13 protein-coding genes are annotated in these 12,785 nt (G+C 70.6%); 9 read left to right on the forward strand and 4 right to left on the reverse strand.

The features are described from left to right. Window positions 1-6: 6 nt before the first annotated feature. Together ACM14_RS18515 and ACM14_RS18520 are read left to right on the forward strand one after the other, a co-directional pair. Entirely contained in the window at window positions 7-2,025 is a 2,019-nt protein-coding gene (locus ACM14_RS18515; RefSeq protein WP_065346949.1) for an acetyl/propionyl/methylcrotonyl-CoA carboxylase subunit alpha, read from the forward strand. 70 nt (window positions 2,026-2,095) lie between these two features. Further along, window positions 2,096-3,016 (forward strand): glyoxylate/hydroxypyruvate reductase A, encoded by a 921-nt coding sequence (locus ACM14_RS18520; protein ID WP_065346950.1) that lies wholly within the window; start codon window positions 2,096-2,098, stop codon window positions 3,014-3,016. A 9-nt stretch (window positions 3,017-3,025) separates the two neighbouring features. On the opposite strand, the gene ACM14_RS18525 is transcribed toward ACM14_RS18520, so the two are convergent. The 3 genes from ACM14_RS18525 to ACM14_RS18535 form a co-directional block, all read right to left on the reverse strand. Then, window positions 3,026-4,060 carry a tripartite tricarboxylate transporter substrate binding protein gene (locus ACM14_RS18525; RefSeq protein ID WP_012207765.1) on the reverse strand — a complete coding sequence of 345 codons (1,035 nt, stop codon included), beginning with the start codon at window positions 4,058-4,060 and terminating at the stop codon, window positions 3,026-3,028. A gap of 116 nt (window positions 4,061-4,176) precedes the next feature. Next, window positions 4,177-5,058, reverse strand: coding sequence for a 3-keto-5-aminohexanoate cleavage protein (locus ACM14_RS18530; protein WP_065346951.1), 882 nt, complete (start codon window positions 5,056-5,058; stop codon window positions 4,177-4,179). Next, the gene (locus ACM14_RS18535; protein WP_047474196.1) at window positions 5,055-6,017 is read right to left on the reverse strand and encodes a 3-hydroxyacyl-CoA dehydrogenase family protein; all 963 of its coding nucleotides are present in this window, start codon (window positions 6,015-6,017) and stop codon (window positions 5,055-5,057) included. Before ACM14_RS18535 ends, ACM14_RS18530 begins: the two co-directional genes overlap by 4 nt. A 91-nt stretch (window positions 6,018-6,108) precedes the next feature. On the opposite strand from ACM14_RS18535, the gene ACM14_RS18540 reads away from it, so the two are divergent. The 7 genes from ACM14_RS18540 (at window position 6,109) to ACM14_RS18570 (ending at window position 11,979) form a co-directional block, all read left to right on the forward strand. Beyond that, window positions 6,109-7,017 (forward strand): LysR family transcriptional regulator, encoded by a 909-nt coding sequence (locus tag ACM14_RS18540; protein ID WP_012207762.1) that lies wholly within the window; start codon window positions 6,109-6,111, stop codon window positions 7,015-7,017. 109 nt (window positions 7,018-7,126) lie between these two features. Continuing rightward, entirely contained in the window at window positions 7,127-8,068 is a 942-nt protein-coding gene (locus ACM14_RS18545) for a hydroxymethylglutaryl-CoA lyase (RefSeq protein ID WP_065346952.1), read from the forward strand. Between the two features lie 2 nt (window positions 8,069-8,070). Next, entirely contained in the window at window positions 8,071-8,574 is a 504-nt protein-coding gene (locus ACM14_RS18550) for a YbaK/EbsC family protein (protein WP_013800403.1), read from the forward strand. After that, window positions 8,574-8,816: a DUF1289 domain-containing protein gene (locus ACM14_RS18555; RefSeq protein ID WP_049801477.1), complete on the forward strand. Its 243-nt coding sequence runs from the start codon at window positions 8,574-8,576 to the stop codon at window positions 8,814-8,816. Before ACM14_RS18550 ends, ACM14_RS18555 begins: the two co-directional genes overlap by 1 nt. Before the next feature lie 23 nt (window positions 8,817-8,839). Beyond that, a complete protein-coding gene (locus tag ACM14_RS18560; protein WP_034397380.1) occupies window positions 8,840-9,475 on the forward strand; it encodes a DsbA family protein in 636 nt (211 codons plus the stop codon). Further along, window positions 9,476-11,329 carry a DUF294 nucleotidyltransferase-like domain-containing protein gene (locus ACM14_RS18565; RefSeq protein WP_065346953.1) on the forward strand — a complete coding sequence of 618 codons (1,854 nt, stop codon included), beginning with the start codon at window positions 9,476-9,478 and terminating at the stop codon, window positions 11,327-11,329. Continuing rightward, window positions 11,326-11,979 (forward strand): 3'-5' exonuclease, encoded by a 654-nt coding sequence (locus ACM14_RS18570; protein WP_065346954.1) that lies wholly within the window; start codon window positions 11,326-11,328, stop codon window positions 11,977-11,979. The genes ACM14_RS18565 and ACM14_RS18570 overlap by 4 nt, the downstream gene beginning before the upstream one ends. A 21-nt stretch (window positions 11,980-12,000) precedes the next feature. On the opposite strand, the gene ACM14_RS18575 is transcribed toward ACM14_RS18570, so the two are convergent. Further along, the gene (locus ACM14_RS18575; RefSeq protein ID WP_012207755.1) at window positions 12,001-12,636 is read right to left on the reverse strand and encodes a YbhB/YbcL family Raf kinase inhibitor-like protein; all 636 of its coding nucleotides are present in this window, start codon (window positions 12,634-12,636) and stop codon (window positions 12,001-12,003) included. Window positions 12,637-12,785: the final 149 nt, after the last annotated feature.

Raw genomic sequence — 12,785 nt, forward strand, 5'->3', positions numbered from 1 at the left:
TAACGCATGTTCAAGAAGATCCTGATCGCCAACCGCGGTGAAATCGCCTGCCGCGTCGCGGCTTCCGCCCGCCGCATGGGCGTGCGCACCGTGGCCGTGTACTCGGACGCCGATGCCCGCGCCAAGCATGTGCAGGCCTGCGACGAGGCCGTGCACATCGGCGGCAGCGCCCCCAAGGACAGCTATCTGCGCTGGGAACGCATCCTGGAGGCCGCCAAGGCCACGGGCGCCCAGGCCATCCACCCCGGCTACGGCTTTCTCAGCGAGAACGAGGAATTCGCCCAGGCCTGCGCCGATGCCGGCCTGGTCTTCATCGGCCCGCCGCCCTCGGCCATCCGCGCCATGGGCCTGAAGGCGGCCTCCAAGCAGCTCATGGAAAAGGCCGGCGTGCCCCTGGTGCCCGGCTACCACGGGGCCGACCAGGACCCGCAGCTGCTGCAGCGCGAGGCCGACCGCATCGGCTACCCGGTGCTGATCAAGGCCAGTGCCGGCGGCGGCGGCAAGGGCATGCGCCTGGTCGAGCGCAGCGAGGACTTCGCAGCCGCCCTGGCCAGCTGCCAGCGCGAGGCCATCAACAGCTTTGGTGACGATGCCGTGCTGGTCGAGAAATACGTGCTGCGCCCGCGCCACATCGAAATCCAGGTCTTTGGCGACACCCAGGGCAACTGCGTCTACCTGTTCGAGCGCGACTGCTCGGTGCAGCGCCGCCACCAGAAGGTGCTGGAGGAGTCCCCAGCGCCTGGCATGACGCCTGCGCTGCGCCAGAAGATGGGCGAGGCCGCCGTGGCCGCCGCCCAGGCCGTGAACTACGTGGGCGCGGGCACGGTGGAATTCATCGTCGAGCAGCCCGGCGGCTACGACCAGCCCGAGGCCATGAAGTTCTACTTCATGGAAATGAACACCCGCCTGCAGGTCGAGCACCCGGTGACCGAGGCCATCACGGGCGAGGACCTGGTGGACTGGCAGCTGCGCGTGGCCAGCGGCCTGCCCCTGCCCAAGCGCCAGGACGAGCTGCGCATCACCGGCCATGCCATCGAGGCGCGCATCTGCGCAGAAAACCCCGACAACGGCTTCCTGCCCGCCACCGGCACCCTGCATGTCTACCGCAAGCCCGACTGCGCCAGCTTCCGTGTCGGCGACGTGCGCGTGGACGATGGCGTGCGCGAGGGCGATGCCATCAGCCCCTTCTACGACTCCATGATCGCCAAGCTCATCGTGCATGGCGACACGCGCGAACAGGCGCTGGCGCGGCTCGATGCCGCCCTGGCCGAGACACGCATCGTGGGCCTGGCCACCAATGTGCAGTTCCTGCGCCTGGTCATCGCCAGCGATGCCTTTGCAACCGCCAAGCTGGACACGGCGCTGATCGAGCGCGAGAAGCAGCATCTGTTCCATCAGCAGCGCCTGCCGCAGGCCCAGGCCGTGGCCGCCGCAGTGGCCCAGGTGCTGCAGGCCGAGCGCGCGCAGGAAACCGCCGATCCCTTCAGCCGCCGCGACGGCTGGCGCTCGCACGGCGTGGCCGAGCGGCGCTGGGACTTCCGCCAGGGCGAGGCCGCCGTGCCTGCGCGCCTGCGCTACCTGCATGACGGCGCGCTGCAACTGGCCGTGGGCGAAGGCGAGTCCCTCGCCGAGGGCCTGCTGTCCTGGCAACAGGCCGGGGACGGCGCCTTCGACGTGCAGTTCGCGGGCCAGCGCCTGCGCGCCCAGGTCCATGTGCTGGGCGAGCAATGCCATGTGTTCGCTCCCCAGGGCGCGGCCGTGCTGGGCCTGGCCGATCCGCTGGCCCATGCGGGCGAGGTGCAGTCCGAAGGCGGCCGCCTGACGGCGCCCATGCCGGGCAAGGTGGTCTCCTTTGCCGTCAAGGCCGGCGACAAGGTCAGCAAGGGCCAGCCGCTGGCCGTGATGGAGGCCATGAAGATGGAGCACACCATCGCCGCGCCCGGCGACGGCGTGGTGGCCGAGCTGCTGTATGCGCCCGGCGACCAGGTGACCGAAGGCTCCGAGCTGCTGCGCCTGGAAAGCTGAGCCCGCAGGCAAGACAGTTTTGCGCAAAAGTCGCGCGTGGGCGTCGCCAGGCCGTTAGGCTTGGCCCCCTATGCGAGTGACTTTCTGCTGCGAAGACACCAGGCCCGACGCCTGGCTGCAAGGACTGCGCGCGGCCCTGCCGGGCGCCGAGGTGGACATCTGGTCGCCGGGCGCGCCGCAGGCCGACTACGCCCTGGTCTGGGCGCCACCCCAGCGCTTCATCGACGAGCAGCCGGGCCTCAAGGCCTTGTTCAACATCGGCGCCGGCGTCGATGCGCTGCTGCCGCTGCGCCTGCCGGCCGGGCTGCCCGTCTACCGCCTGGAGGACGCCGGCATGGCCGTGCAGATGGCCGAATATGTCTGCCAGGCCGTGATCCGCTTCTTCCGGGGCCTGGACGGCTACGAGGCAGACATGGCCGCCGGCCTGTGGCAGCACCGGCCCAATCCCCGGCGTGCCGACTACCCCGTGGGCGTCATGGGGCTGGGCTGCATGGGCGAGCGCGTGGCGCGCGCGCTGACGGTGTTCGATTTCCCCGTCAACGGCTGGAGCCGTACGCCGCATGCCATCGACGGCGTGCGGGGCTTCTGCGGCCCGCAGGACTTCGACGCCTTTCTGCGCGCCACCCGCATCCTCGTCAACCTGCTGCCGCTGACGCCCGAGACCGACAGCATCATCGACGCGCGCAGCCTGGCCCTGCTGCAGCCGGGCGCCTATGTCATCAACGTGGGACGCGGCGGCCATGTGGCGGACGAGGACCTCGTCGCCGCCATCGACGGGGGCCATGTGTCCGGCGCGTTGCTCGACGTGTTCCGCACCGAGCCGCTGCCCGACGGCCATGCCTTCTGGCGGCATCCGCGCATCACGCTCACGCCCCACACCTCGGCCCGCACCCTGGCGCGCGACAGCGTGGAGCAGATCGTGGGCAAGGTCGCGGCGCTGAGCCGGGGCGAGGCCGTGAGCGGCCGCGTGGACCTGCGGCGCGGCTACTGACGGGCGCGCTCAGTCCAGCGTCACGCCGGTGCTGCGCACCAGCGCGCCCAGGCGCTGGGAGTCGCTCTTGATCAAGGCACCGAATTCGGCCGCCGTGCCGCCCACGGCCGGCGTGCCGATGGCCTCCCAGCGCGTGCGGAAGGCCGGGTCCTTGAAGATGGCGTTGACCGTGGCATTGAGTTTGTCGATGGCGGCGGGCGGCGTGCCCGCGCGCACGGCAATGCCATGCCAGCCCGTGATCTGGTAGCCGGGTACGCCGGCCTGGGCCATGGTGGGCACGTCGGGCAGCACCTTGGTGCGCTCAGCCGAGGTGACGGCCAGCGGGATCAGGCGGCCGCCCTGGATGTGCTGCAGCGAGCTGCCCACGATGTCGAACATCACGCCCACCTGGCCGCCGATCAGGTCGTTGAGTGCCGGTCCCGCACCCCGGTAGGGCACATGGCCCAGCTTGACCTGCTCCATGGAGTTGAACAGCTCGCCCGCCAGGTGCTGGGGCGTGCCGTTGCCGGCCGAGGCAAAGCTCAGCGTCTTGCCCGTTTTGGCCAAGGCCAGCAGCTCGGCCACGGTCTTCACGCCCAGCGAGGGATGCACTTCCAGCACCAGCGGGAAGGCCGACAGCTGCACCACGGGCTCCAGGTCCTTGAGCGGGTTGAAGGGCATGCTCTTGTACAGCGAGGAATTCACGGCCATGGGGCCGCTGGCGGCCAGCAGCAGGGTGTGGCCGTCGGCGGGCGCCTGGCGGGCCACCTCGGCGCTGCCCAGGTTGCCGCCCGCGCCGCTCTTGTTCTCCACGATGACGGTCACGCCCAGGCGCTGCTGCAGCTCGGGCTGCAGCATGCGTGCCATCAGGTCGGTAGGACCACCGGGCGGGTAGGGCACGACGAAGCGGATGGTCTTGCTGGGGAACGCCGGCGACGGGGTCTGGGCCGAGGCCTGGCCCGCCAGGCCCAGGGCCATGAAGGCCAGGGGAATCGCCGTGAATGCGGTGGCTGCCTTGATTTTAGCGATGGCGTCACGCCGCGTGCCGTGGGTGGGCTGTTGCATGGTTGTGTCTCCTGCCTGTGGTTGGAATGGAAGGCCCGTCTTGTGCGGGCTCATGGGCCTATCGGCTTATCGGCTTATCGGCTTATGGGCTTATCGGCCTGTAAGGCGCCTGGTGCTCAACCCGGTGTGAAGCGCCGGCGTATGTCGTCGGCCGTGGCCAGGGGGCGGCCCAGCGCCTGGGCGGACACCACGGCCTGGCGGACCAGGGCGGCGTTGTCGGGCGCGGTGTGGCCGTCCTTGGCCAGCAGGTTGTTCTCGAAGCCCACGCGCGCATGGCCGCCAAACGCGGCGGCTGCCGCGATGCAGGTGTTTTCCGTGGCGCCGAAGGCGCACACGGCCCAGGGCTCGCCGCCGTCATGCGCCGCAAGAAAGGGCAGCAGGTCCTGCGGCCGCGAGGTCTGGCCCGCGCTGTAGCGGCCCAGCACGAAGAGCAGGAACCAGGGCGCCTCGGGCACCACGCCCTGGGCGCGCAGCGCCTGCCAGCGGCGCAGGTCGGCCACGTCGTAGAGGATGACCTGCACCATGACCTGGTCGCGCACCAGGCCCGTGAAAAAGTGCGCCAGTCCTGCATCGCCGATCTCGGGCTGGTCGATCTCGCGCAGGCCGATGGAGACGGCCTCGGGCCGCAGCGCCTGCACCATGGCGATCTGCTCGGGCGCGCGGTAGACGCCTGCGGCCTCGCTGGTGATCTGCACCACCATGTCCGTGCCCACGGCCTCGCGCACCACGCGCCAGGCTTCGCGGTAGCCGTCCACATCCAGGCTGTGGTGTCCCTGGGCGTCGCGGATGTGCATGTGGATCATCGCTGCGCCGGCATCCAGGCAGGCGCGTGCCGTGGCGGCCAGCGCCTGCGGTGTGATCGGCAGGGCTTGGTGGTCGGCCGGCTGCTTGTAGGCGCCGTTGGGGGCCACGGTGATGATCAGCGGGTCGCTCCACTGCGAGGTGGGTGACGTGGGCGATGTGGGCGACGCGGTTGACGTGGGGACCGGCGTGCTCATGGCGTGTCCTGTGCCTGCTCCGGCACCGGCAGCTCGCTGGCCAGCAGGGCCAGGCCCTGGCGCAGCAGCGCGTCGTAGCGGGCACGCTCAGCCAGGCGGCGGTCCTCGGGCCAGTCGAAGAAGCCCTTGCCGGTCTTCATGCCCAGATCGCCACGCGCCACGCGATCGCGCAGGGCCTGGGCCGGCACATCGGTGTTGGACAGCGTGGGGTACATGGTGGCGGCGGCCGCGCAATGCACCTCGATGCCTGCATGGTCGCGCTGCAGCACGGGGCCGGCCGCCAGAAAGCGGAAGCCGAAGCCGAAGCGCACGGCGGCATCCACGTCCTCGGGCGAGGCAATGCCCTCGTCGATGAGGGCGAAGGCCTCGCGCGACAGCGCGTGCTGCATGCGGTTGGCCAGAAAGCCGGGCTTGTCCTTCTTCACCAGCACCGGCACGCTGCCGCAGCCGCGCATGAAGGCATGCAGCCACTGGCCCAGGGCCGGGTCGCTGCGCTCTCCCAGCACTACTTCCACCAGTGGCACCAGGTGGGCGGGCATGAAGAAGTGCAGGCCCAGCATGCGCTGCGCCGTGGGCAGGCCGCTGGCGATGGCGCTGATGGGAAAGCCCGAGCTGTTGCTGGCCAGCACGGCGTCGGCCGGCGCATGCGCCTCAAGTTCGGCGAACAGCGCCTGCTTGGCATCCAGCCGTTCGGTGATGCATTCCACCACCAGGGCCACGCCGTCCCAGGCCACATCCTCCAGCGCCGCGCAGACCGAGACCTGGGACGCGCACCGGGCAAAGCCGGCCGTGGCCAGCTCGATGGCAATGTGCTGCAGCAGCAGCTCGCGCCGTGCCGCGCCGGGGTCGACCACGGTCACCAGGGCGCCGCCCCGGGCCAGGACCACGGCCACATCGGCACCCATGGTGCCTCCCCCGACGACCACCGTGCGCGCGTTGCGCGGCGAACTGCTGTGCATGCTGTCTCCTGCTGATTTCATGGATTTGAGGCGCAGTCTAGGCAGCCGTCATTGAACGGTAAAGACGCATTTTTCGATAAACTGATCGGCTATGAAGATCAATTGGTCGGCCCGCGAGGTCGATGTCTTTCTGGCGCTGGCCGATTCGCTGAGCTTTCGGCGCACGGCGCTGCAGATGCACCTGTCGCAGTCGGCCGTCTCGGGCACGCTGGCGCGGCTGGAAGAGATGCTGGGCGCGCGCCTGTTCGAGCGCACCACGCGCGCCGTGGAACTGACACAGGCCGGCGAGGTCTTCGCCGAGCAGGCGCGCATCCTGCGCCACCAGATGGACGAGACCGTGCGCCGCGTGCAGGAGGTGGCCCAGGTGCAGGTGGGCCGGCTGGCGCTGGCGGCCCTGCCTTCGCTGGCCGCAGGCCTGCTGCCCCGCGTGCTGGCGCGCTTCGCGGCCGAGCATCCGGGCGTGCACCTGGAGCTATTCGACAGCCTGGCCGGGCCGGCCTTCGACATGGTGCGCGCAGGCCGCGTGGACTTTGCGCTCACGGCGGCCAACCCCGCCTATGCCGACCTGGACTACCTGCCCCTGGCCTCCGACCGCTTCGTGCTGCTGCTGGGCCGCGGCCATGCGCTGGCGCGCGGGCGCGGCGATCTGGGCTGGGCCGACGTGGCCCATCTGCCCCACATCTCCATGCCGGCCGGCACCAGCGTGCGCCAGTACGCCGACGAGGCCCTGCTGACCCACGGCATACGCTTTGCGCCCCAGTACGCCGTGGAGCACCTGGCCACCATCGCGGCCATGGTGGCTGCCGATCTGGGCGTGAGCGCGCTGCCCCTGCTGGCCGCGCAGGTGGTGCAGCGGCCGGAGGTGGTGGCGCGCCCGCTGGCACGGCCGGTGCTGCGCCGCCCCATCGGCCTGGTGCGCCTGAGCGGCCGCCGCCTGTCGCCGGCTGCCGCGCGCATGGTGGAGATGCTGCGCGAGGAAATGGCGGCCCTGCCGGGCTGAAGGGGGCGCTGGCAGCCGTTGTGCATGGCCCGGCAGGATATGGGGTGGTGCCCGGACCTGCAAGCCTGGACAATAGGGGCCGTACCCGTCATCCCGGTGAGAACACCCCATGAGCATTCCTTCCCGCGTCAAACTCGTCGATGTAGGCCCCCGCGACGGCCTGCAGAATGAAAAACAGCCCGTGCCCGCCGCCGTCAAGATCGAGCTGGTGCACCGCCTGCAGGAAGCCGGCCTCAAGGAAATCGAGGTCACCAGCTACGTCAGCCCCAAATGGGTGCCGCAGATGGCCGACAACGCCGAAGTCATGGCCGGCATCGTCCGCCGCCGCGGCGTGCGCTACAGCGTGCTCACGCCCAACATGAAGGGCCTGGAGGCCGCGCTGTCGGCGCCGCGTGAACTGTGGCCCGACGAGATCGTGGTCTTCGGCGCAGCCAGCGAGGCCTTCAGCCAGAAGAACATCAACTGCTCCATTGCCGAAAGCATCGAGCGCTTCGCCCCCGTGGCCGAAGCCGCCCGCGCCCAGGGCATCTACGTGCGCGGCGCCATGAGCTGCACCGTGGGCTGCCCCTACGAAGGCGAGATCGCCCCCGAGCGCGTGGCCTACCTGGCCGGCCTCATGAAGGGCATCGGCGTGCAGCATGTGGGCGTGGCCGACACCATCGGCGTGGGCACGCCCGTCAAGGTGCGCAAGGCCATCGAGGCCACGCTGCAGCACTTCGCCATCGACGATGTCTCGGGCCACTTCCACGACACCTACGGCCAGGCCGTGTCCAACACGCTGGCCGCGCTGTCGCTGGGCGTGTGGCAGTTCGACACCTCGGTGGCGGGCCTGGGCGGCTGCCCCTACGCCAAGGGCGCCACGGGCAATGTGGCCACGGAGGACGTGGTCTACATGCTGCAGGGCATGGGCATAGAGACCGGCATCGACCTGGACAAGCTGATTGATGCCGGCCAGTTCATCAGCGACCACCTGGGCCGCCCCACGCAGTCGCGCGTGGCCAAGGCACTGCTCACCAAGCGCGCCAGCGCGTCTGCATGCGAGGCGGTGTGAGCATGTGCGGATCTGAACTCCACCATCTTCCCGAAGGCGTGCAGCGCGTGGCGGCCTTCCTGCAGCAGGCCGGCCACGGCGATGGCCCGCGCATGCTGGACGGCGCCGCGCGCACGGCCCAGGAAGCGGCCGACCAGCTGGGCATCCTCGTGGGCCAGGTGGCCAAGAGCATCATCTTCCGCCGCCGCAGCGACGGCGTGGCCGTGCTGGTCGTGGCCTCGGGCGACCGCCGCGTGGACGAGAAGAAGGTCGCGGCCCTGGTCGGCCCCGTGGGCCGTGCCGACGCCGACTTCGTCAAGGCGCAGACGGGCTTTTCCATCGGCGGCGTCAGCCCCGTGGCCCATGCCAACACGCCTGTGACCCTGGTGGACAGGGAACTGCAGCGTTTTGACACTGTCTGGGCGGCAGCAGGCCATCCGCATGCGGTGTTCGCGGCCACGCCGGCCGCGCTGCAACTGCTGGCCGGCGCGCCCTGGGCCGACGTGGTGCAGGAGGTGGCGGCATGATGGGCCCCAAGGAAATGCTGGCCCAGAAGGCCCGCGCCGCATACGCTCCGCGTGCCGAAGAGGAGCCCGTGCTCTCGCCCTGCATCTCGGTCTGCCGCATGACGCCCGACCGCAGCCATTGCGAAGGGTGCTTTCGCACCATCGACGAGATCCGCGCCTGGTCCAAGTCCGATGCGCCGCAGCGCCTGGCGATCTGGAACGCGCTGCTGGAGCGCGCAGGCATCGCGGCCACCGCACCCTAGATCCCCATCACGACGCACCCGCCATGAAGCAGATCACCTTCCATCTCGACTTCATCTCGCCCTATGCCTGGCTGGCGTTCGCGCAACTGCCGCAGGCGCTGCAGGGCATCAGCCACCACATGCAGTACCGCCCCGTGCTGCTGGGCGCGCTGCTGCAGCGCCACGCCAACCCGGGACCGGCCGGCATCGCGGGCAAGCGCGAATGGACCTACCGCCATGTGAGCTGGCTGGGCCATGCCACTGGCGTGGGGCTGGACATGCCGGCCCGCCATCCGTTCAACCCGCTGCCGCTGCTGCGCCTGGCGCTCGAGTGCAGCGATGACGGCACCATCAACCGCTTTGTGGCGGACGCCGTGCTGCGCCATGTCTGGCTGGGCGGCGCCGACGCGCTGGACCCCGCGCGGCTCGACGCACTGCGCGCCACGCTGGCGCCGCAGCTGCGCACGGATGCGGCGGACAACGCCAAGCGCCTGCTGCGCGAGAACACCGACGCCGCCGCCGCGCAAGGCCTGTTCGGCGTGCCGGCCTGGGAGGTTGACGGCCGCCTCTTCTGGGGCCTGGACAGCCTGCCCATGCTGCGCGCCTACCTGGAAGGCGACAGCTGGTTCGACAGCGGCTGGGACGCGGCTGCAAGCGTGGAGCAAGGCCTGAAGGTTTGAATGGCGGGGCTGGAACAACGGCCCCGCCCCATGCCCAACGCCTTCAACTTCGCCGCCTCGCCCTTCGACTGCCTCACGCCCGACGAACAGGCGCTGGTGCGCGATGGCGTGGACATCGCCTACTTCCCCGAGGGCGCCGTGGTGCTGGACGCGGGCTCGGCGCCCACCCACCTCTTCGTCATCATCAAGGGCCATGTGGTGCAGACCGAGGGCGACGAGGTGCTGGCCAGCTACGGCCCCGACGACAGCTTCGACGGCCGCGCCCTGGTGGCCGGCCGCACGGGCAGCCGCTTCACCGTGGCCGAGGAGCTTATCGCCTACCAGCTTGCGCGCGAAACCGTGGGCGAGCTGATCGCGCGCAACACGGCCTTTGGCGCCCTGCTGTTCTCCGACCTGGGCCACAAGCTGGGCACATTGGCCCAGCGCGCCGACCGGCACGAATTGCAGTCGCTGACGCTGGCGCGCGTGGACCAGGCCTATCTGCGTGCCGCCCATGTGGTGGATGCGGCCACCGACATCGTCTCCGTGGTGCGCCTGTTCCATGCCGAGCGCACGACCTGCGTGCTGGTCTCGGGACTGCCGCAGGGCGGCCTGGGCATCTTCACGGGCACCACGCTGCAGCGCGCCATCCTTGACGGCCGCCCGCTGGACCGGCTGGCCGTGGGCGAGTTCGCCAGCCAGCCCGTGTTCACCGTGCGCGCCGACGACCAGCTGGGCGATGCCCTGGTCGTGCTGCTGCGTGCACGCGTTCACCGGCTGGCCGTGCTGGATGCACAGGGCCAGGTGCTGGGCATCCTGGAGGCGCTGGACCTGTTCAGCTTTCTGGCCAACCACTCCCACCTGATCACCGTGCAGATCGAGCAGGCCGCCGACCTGCAGGCGCTGGAGCAGGCGGCCGCCCAGATCACGCGCCTGGTGGCCGCCCTGCACCGGGGCGGCACGCGGGTGGCCCTGATGGCGCGGCTGGTGCAGCAGCTCAATGCGCGCCTGTTCGAGCGTGCCTGGCAGATGCTGGCGCCGCCGGACCTGGTGGCCCACAGCTGCCTCTTCGTCATGGGCAGCGAGGGGCGCGGCGAGCAGTTGCTCAAGACCGACCAGGACAACGGCCTGCTGCTGCGCGACGGCTATGCGCCGCCCCAGGACCTCGATGCCATCTGCGCGCGCTTTTCCGCGCAGCTGCAGCGCTTCGGCTACCCCGAATGCCCGGGCGGCATCATGCTCAGCAACCCGCAGTGGCGCGGCACGGTGGCCAGCTTCGGCAGGCAGGTGCGCGAATGGCTGATCCTGCCCGGCCCCGAGGGCCTCATGCACCTGGCGATCTTCCTGGATGCCCATGCCGTGGCGGGCGATGCCGCGCTGCTGGCCACGGTGCGGCGCGACCTGATGGCGCTGGCCCTGGACAGCGATGCCCAGGTGGCGCGCTTCGCCTCGGCCGTCGACGCCTTCGCGCACGAGCCGGGCAGCTGGTGGGAGCGGCTGCTGGGGCGCGGCGGCGAGGGCGCGCCCGTGCACCTCAAGAAGGCCGGCATCTTCCCCATCGTGCATGGCGTGCGCAGCCTGGCGCTGTCCCAGCGCATCGCCGCCACCGGCACGGCCGAGCGCATCGCGGCCCTGGTGGACAAGGGCGTGCTCGACGGCGCCCAGGGGCAGGAGCTGCTCCAGGGCCTGCATTTCCTCATGGGCCTGCGCCTGCAGGCGGGACTGGCCGAGATCGACCTGGGCCGCCCCGTCACCGGCCATGTGGACCCGGCGCGCCTGAGCAGCCTGGAGCGCGACCTGCTCAAGGACACGCTGGCCGTGGTGCGGCGCTTCCGCGAACTGCTGCGCCAGCGCCTGCGGCTGGACGCCGTATGAGCGCGGCGCCCTTGCAGCGCTGGGTGGCGGGCCTGCGGCGCAACTGGCAGCGGCGCAGGCTGGCGGACCCGGCCTATGCCTTTCTCTTCGATGCGCCGCCGCCCGGCGAATGGGTGGCGCTGGACTGCGAGACCACGGGCCTGGATGTGCGCTGCGACCAGATCATCTCCATCGGCGCCGTGCGCATCGTGGGCGAGCGCATCCTGTCCAGCGAACGCCTGGAACTGCTGGTGCGCCCCTCGCGCAGCGTGCCCGGCGACAGCGTGCGCATCCACCGCCTGCGCGAGCGGGACCTGGCCCGGGGCCTGGCCATCGAGGACGCGCTGGCGCAGCTGCTGCGCTTCATCGGCAGCCGCCCGCTGGTCGGCTACTACCTGGAATTCGATGTGGCCATGATCGAGCGCATGCTGCGTCCCTGGCTGGGCACGGGTCTGCCCAACGAGCGCATCGAGGTCTCGGCCCTGTACTACGACCACCGCTTCCGGCAGCTGCTGCCCTGGCAGCAGCAGGCGCCCGAGATCGACCTGCGCTTTGCCACGCTGATGGCCGACCTGGGCCTGCCGCAGCGCGAGGCCCACGACGCGCTCAACGACGCCGTGATGGCGGCGCTGGCCTTCATCAAGCTGCGCAGGCTGGCCGGCGCGACGTAGGGCGCCCGGAAAGGCGTTCGCTCAAGCGGCGGAGACCGCAGGGTTCAGGCTGTACAGGCCGGTGATGCTGGCCTTGCCCAGCACCTGGCCGGCTTGCAGCGCCGCGCGCACATTGGCGCCGGTCAGCTCGCCGGAGACGGCCAGCGTGGGCGTGGCCAGCGCATAGACGGTGAAGACGTAGTGGTGGACGATGCTGTCGTTCCACGGAGGGCAGGGGCCGTCGTAGCCGAAGTAGTCGCCCTTCATCTGCTCGTCGCCCGCGAACCAGCCCGTGTAGTCGTTGATGCCGTGGCGCAGGCCGCCGGGGGCTGCCGGGCCGCTCTTGCCGCGCGGCGTGACGCCGTCGGACTGGGCGCCTGCCGCGATCTCGGTGGTGGCGGCCGGAATGTCCAGCAGCAGCCAGTGGAAGAAGTCCACGCGCGGCAGGCTGGCCGGCACTTCGCGGCCTTCCTGGTTCACATCGTCGCCGCGGCTGGGCACGTCGGGATCATGGCAGACCACGACAAAGGACTGCGTGCCTGCGGGCGCGCCGCTCCAGGCCAGGTGCGGGTTGCGGTTGGACGACAGCGCCACGTGCGAGGCCGCATCGGGCACCGCGAACGCGAATTCGCCGGGAATCGCCTGGCCGTCCTGGAAGCTTTGGCTGATGAGTTGCATGTCGGATCTGTCCTGTGCGTTGAAGAGGGAAGCGGTGCTGCACAGGCGAAGCTGCGCAGACCCCGCAAGTCTAGAGGCCTGGACGGCGCCGGCCATCGCAGATCCGATCGCGCGCCTTCTCCAGCCGATCAATCTGAGGGCGGCTGCTG

Source organism: Delftia sp. JD2, from assembly GCF_001682645.1.
Classification (GTDB): Bacteria; Pseudomonadota; Gammaproteobacteria; order Burkholderiales; family Burkholderiaceae_C; genus Comamonas; species Comamonas acidovorans.

Coding starts and splice junctions, on each gene's coding strand:
- ACM14_RS18575 (WP_012207755.1), bottom strand. CDS start 12,636: ATGCAACTCATCAGCCAAAGCTTCCAGGACGGCCAGGCGATTCCCGGC.
- ACM14_RS18550 (WP_013800403.1), top strand. CDS start 8,071: ATGTGCGGATCTGAACTCCACCATCTTCCCGAAGGCGTGCAGCGCGTG.
- ACM14_RS18520 (WP_065346950.1), top strand. CDS start 2,096: ATGCGAGTGACTTTCTGCTGCGAAGACACCAGGCCCGACGCCTGGCTG.
- ACM14_RS18530 (WP_065346951.1), bottom strand. CDS start 5,058: ATGAGCACGCCGGTCCCCACGTCAACCGCGTCGCCCACATCGCCCACG.
- ACM14_RS18560 (WP_034397380.1), top strand. CDS start 8,840: ATGAAGCAGATCACCTTCCATCTCGACTTCATCTCGCCCTATGCCTGG.
- ACM14_RS18525 (WP_012207765.1), bottom strand. CDS start 4,060: ATGCAACAGCCCACCCACGGCACGCGGCGTGACGCCATCGCTAAAATC.
- ACM14_RS18565 (WP_065346953.1), top strand. CDS start 9,476: ATGGCGGGGCTGGAACAACGGCCCCGCCCCATGCCCAACGCCTTCAAC.
- ACM14_RS18555 (WP_049801477.1), top strand. CDS start 8,574: ATGGGCCCCAAGGAAATGCTGGCCCAGAAGGCCCGCGCCGCATACGCT.
- ACM14_RS18545 (WP_065346952.1), top strand. CDS start 7,127: ATGAGCATTCCTTCCCGCGTCAAACTCGTCGATGTAGGCCCCCGCGAC.
- ACM14_RS18540 (WP_012207762.1), top strand. CDS start 6,109: ATGAAGATCAATTGGTCGGCCCGCGAGGTCGATGTCTTTCTGGCGCTG.
- ACM14_RS18570 (WP_065346954.1), top strand. CDS start 11,326: ATGAGCGCGGCGCCCTTGCAGCGCTGGGTGGCGGGCCTGCGGCGCAAC.
- ACM14_RS18515 (WP_065346949.1), top strand. CDS start 7: ATGTTCAAGAAGATCCTGATCGCCAACCGCGGTGAAATCGCCTGCCGC.
- ACM14_RS18535 (WP_047474196.1), bottom strand. CDS start 6,017: ATGCACAGCAGTTCGCCGCGCAACGCGCGCACGGTGGTCGTCGGGGGA.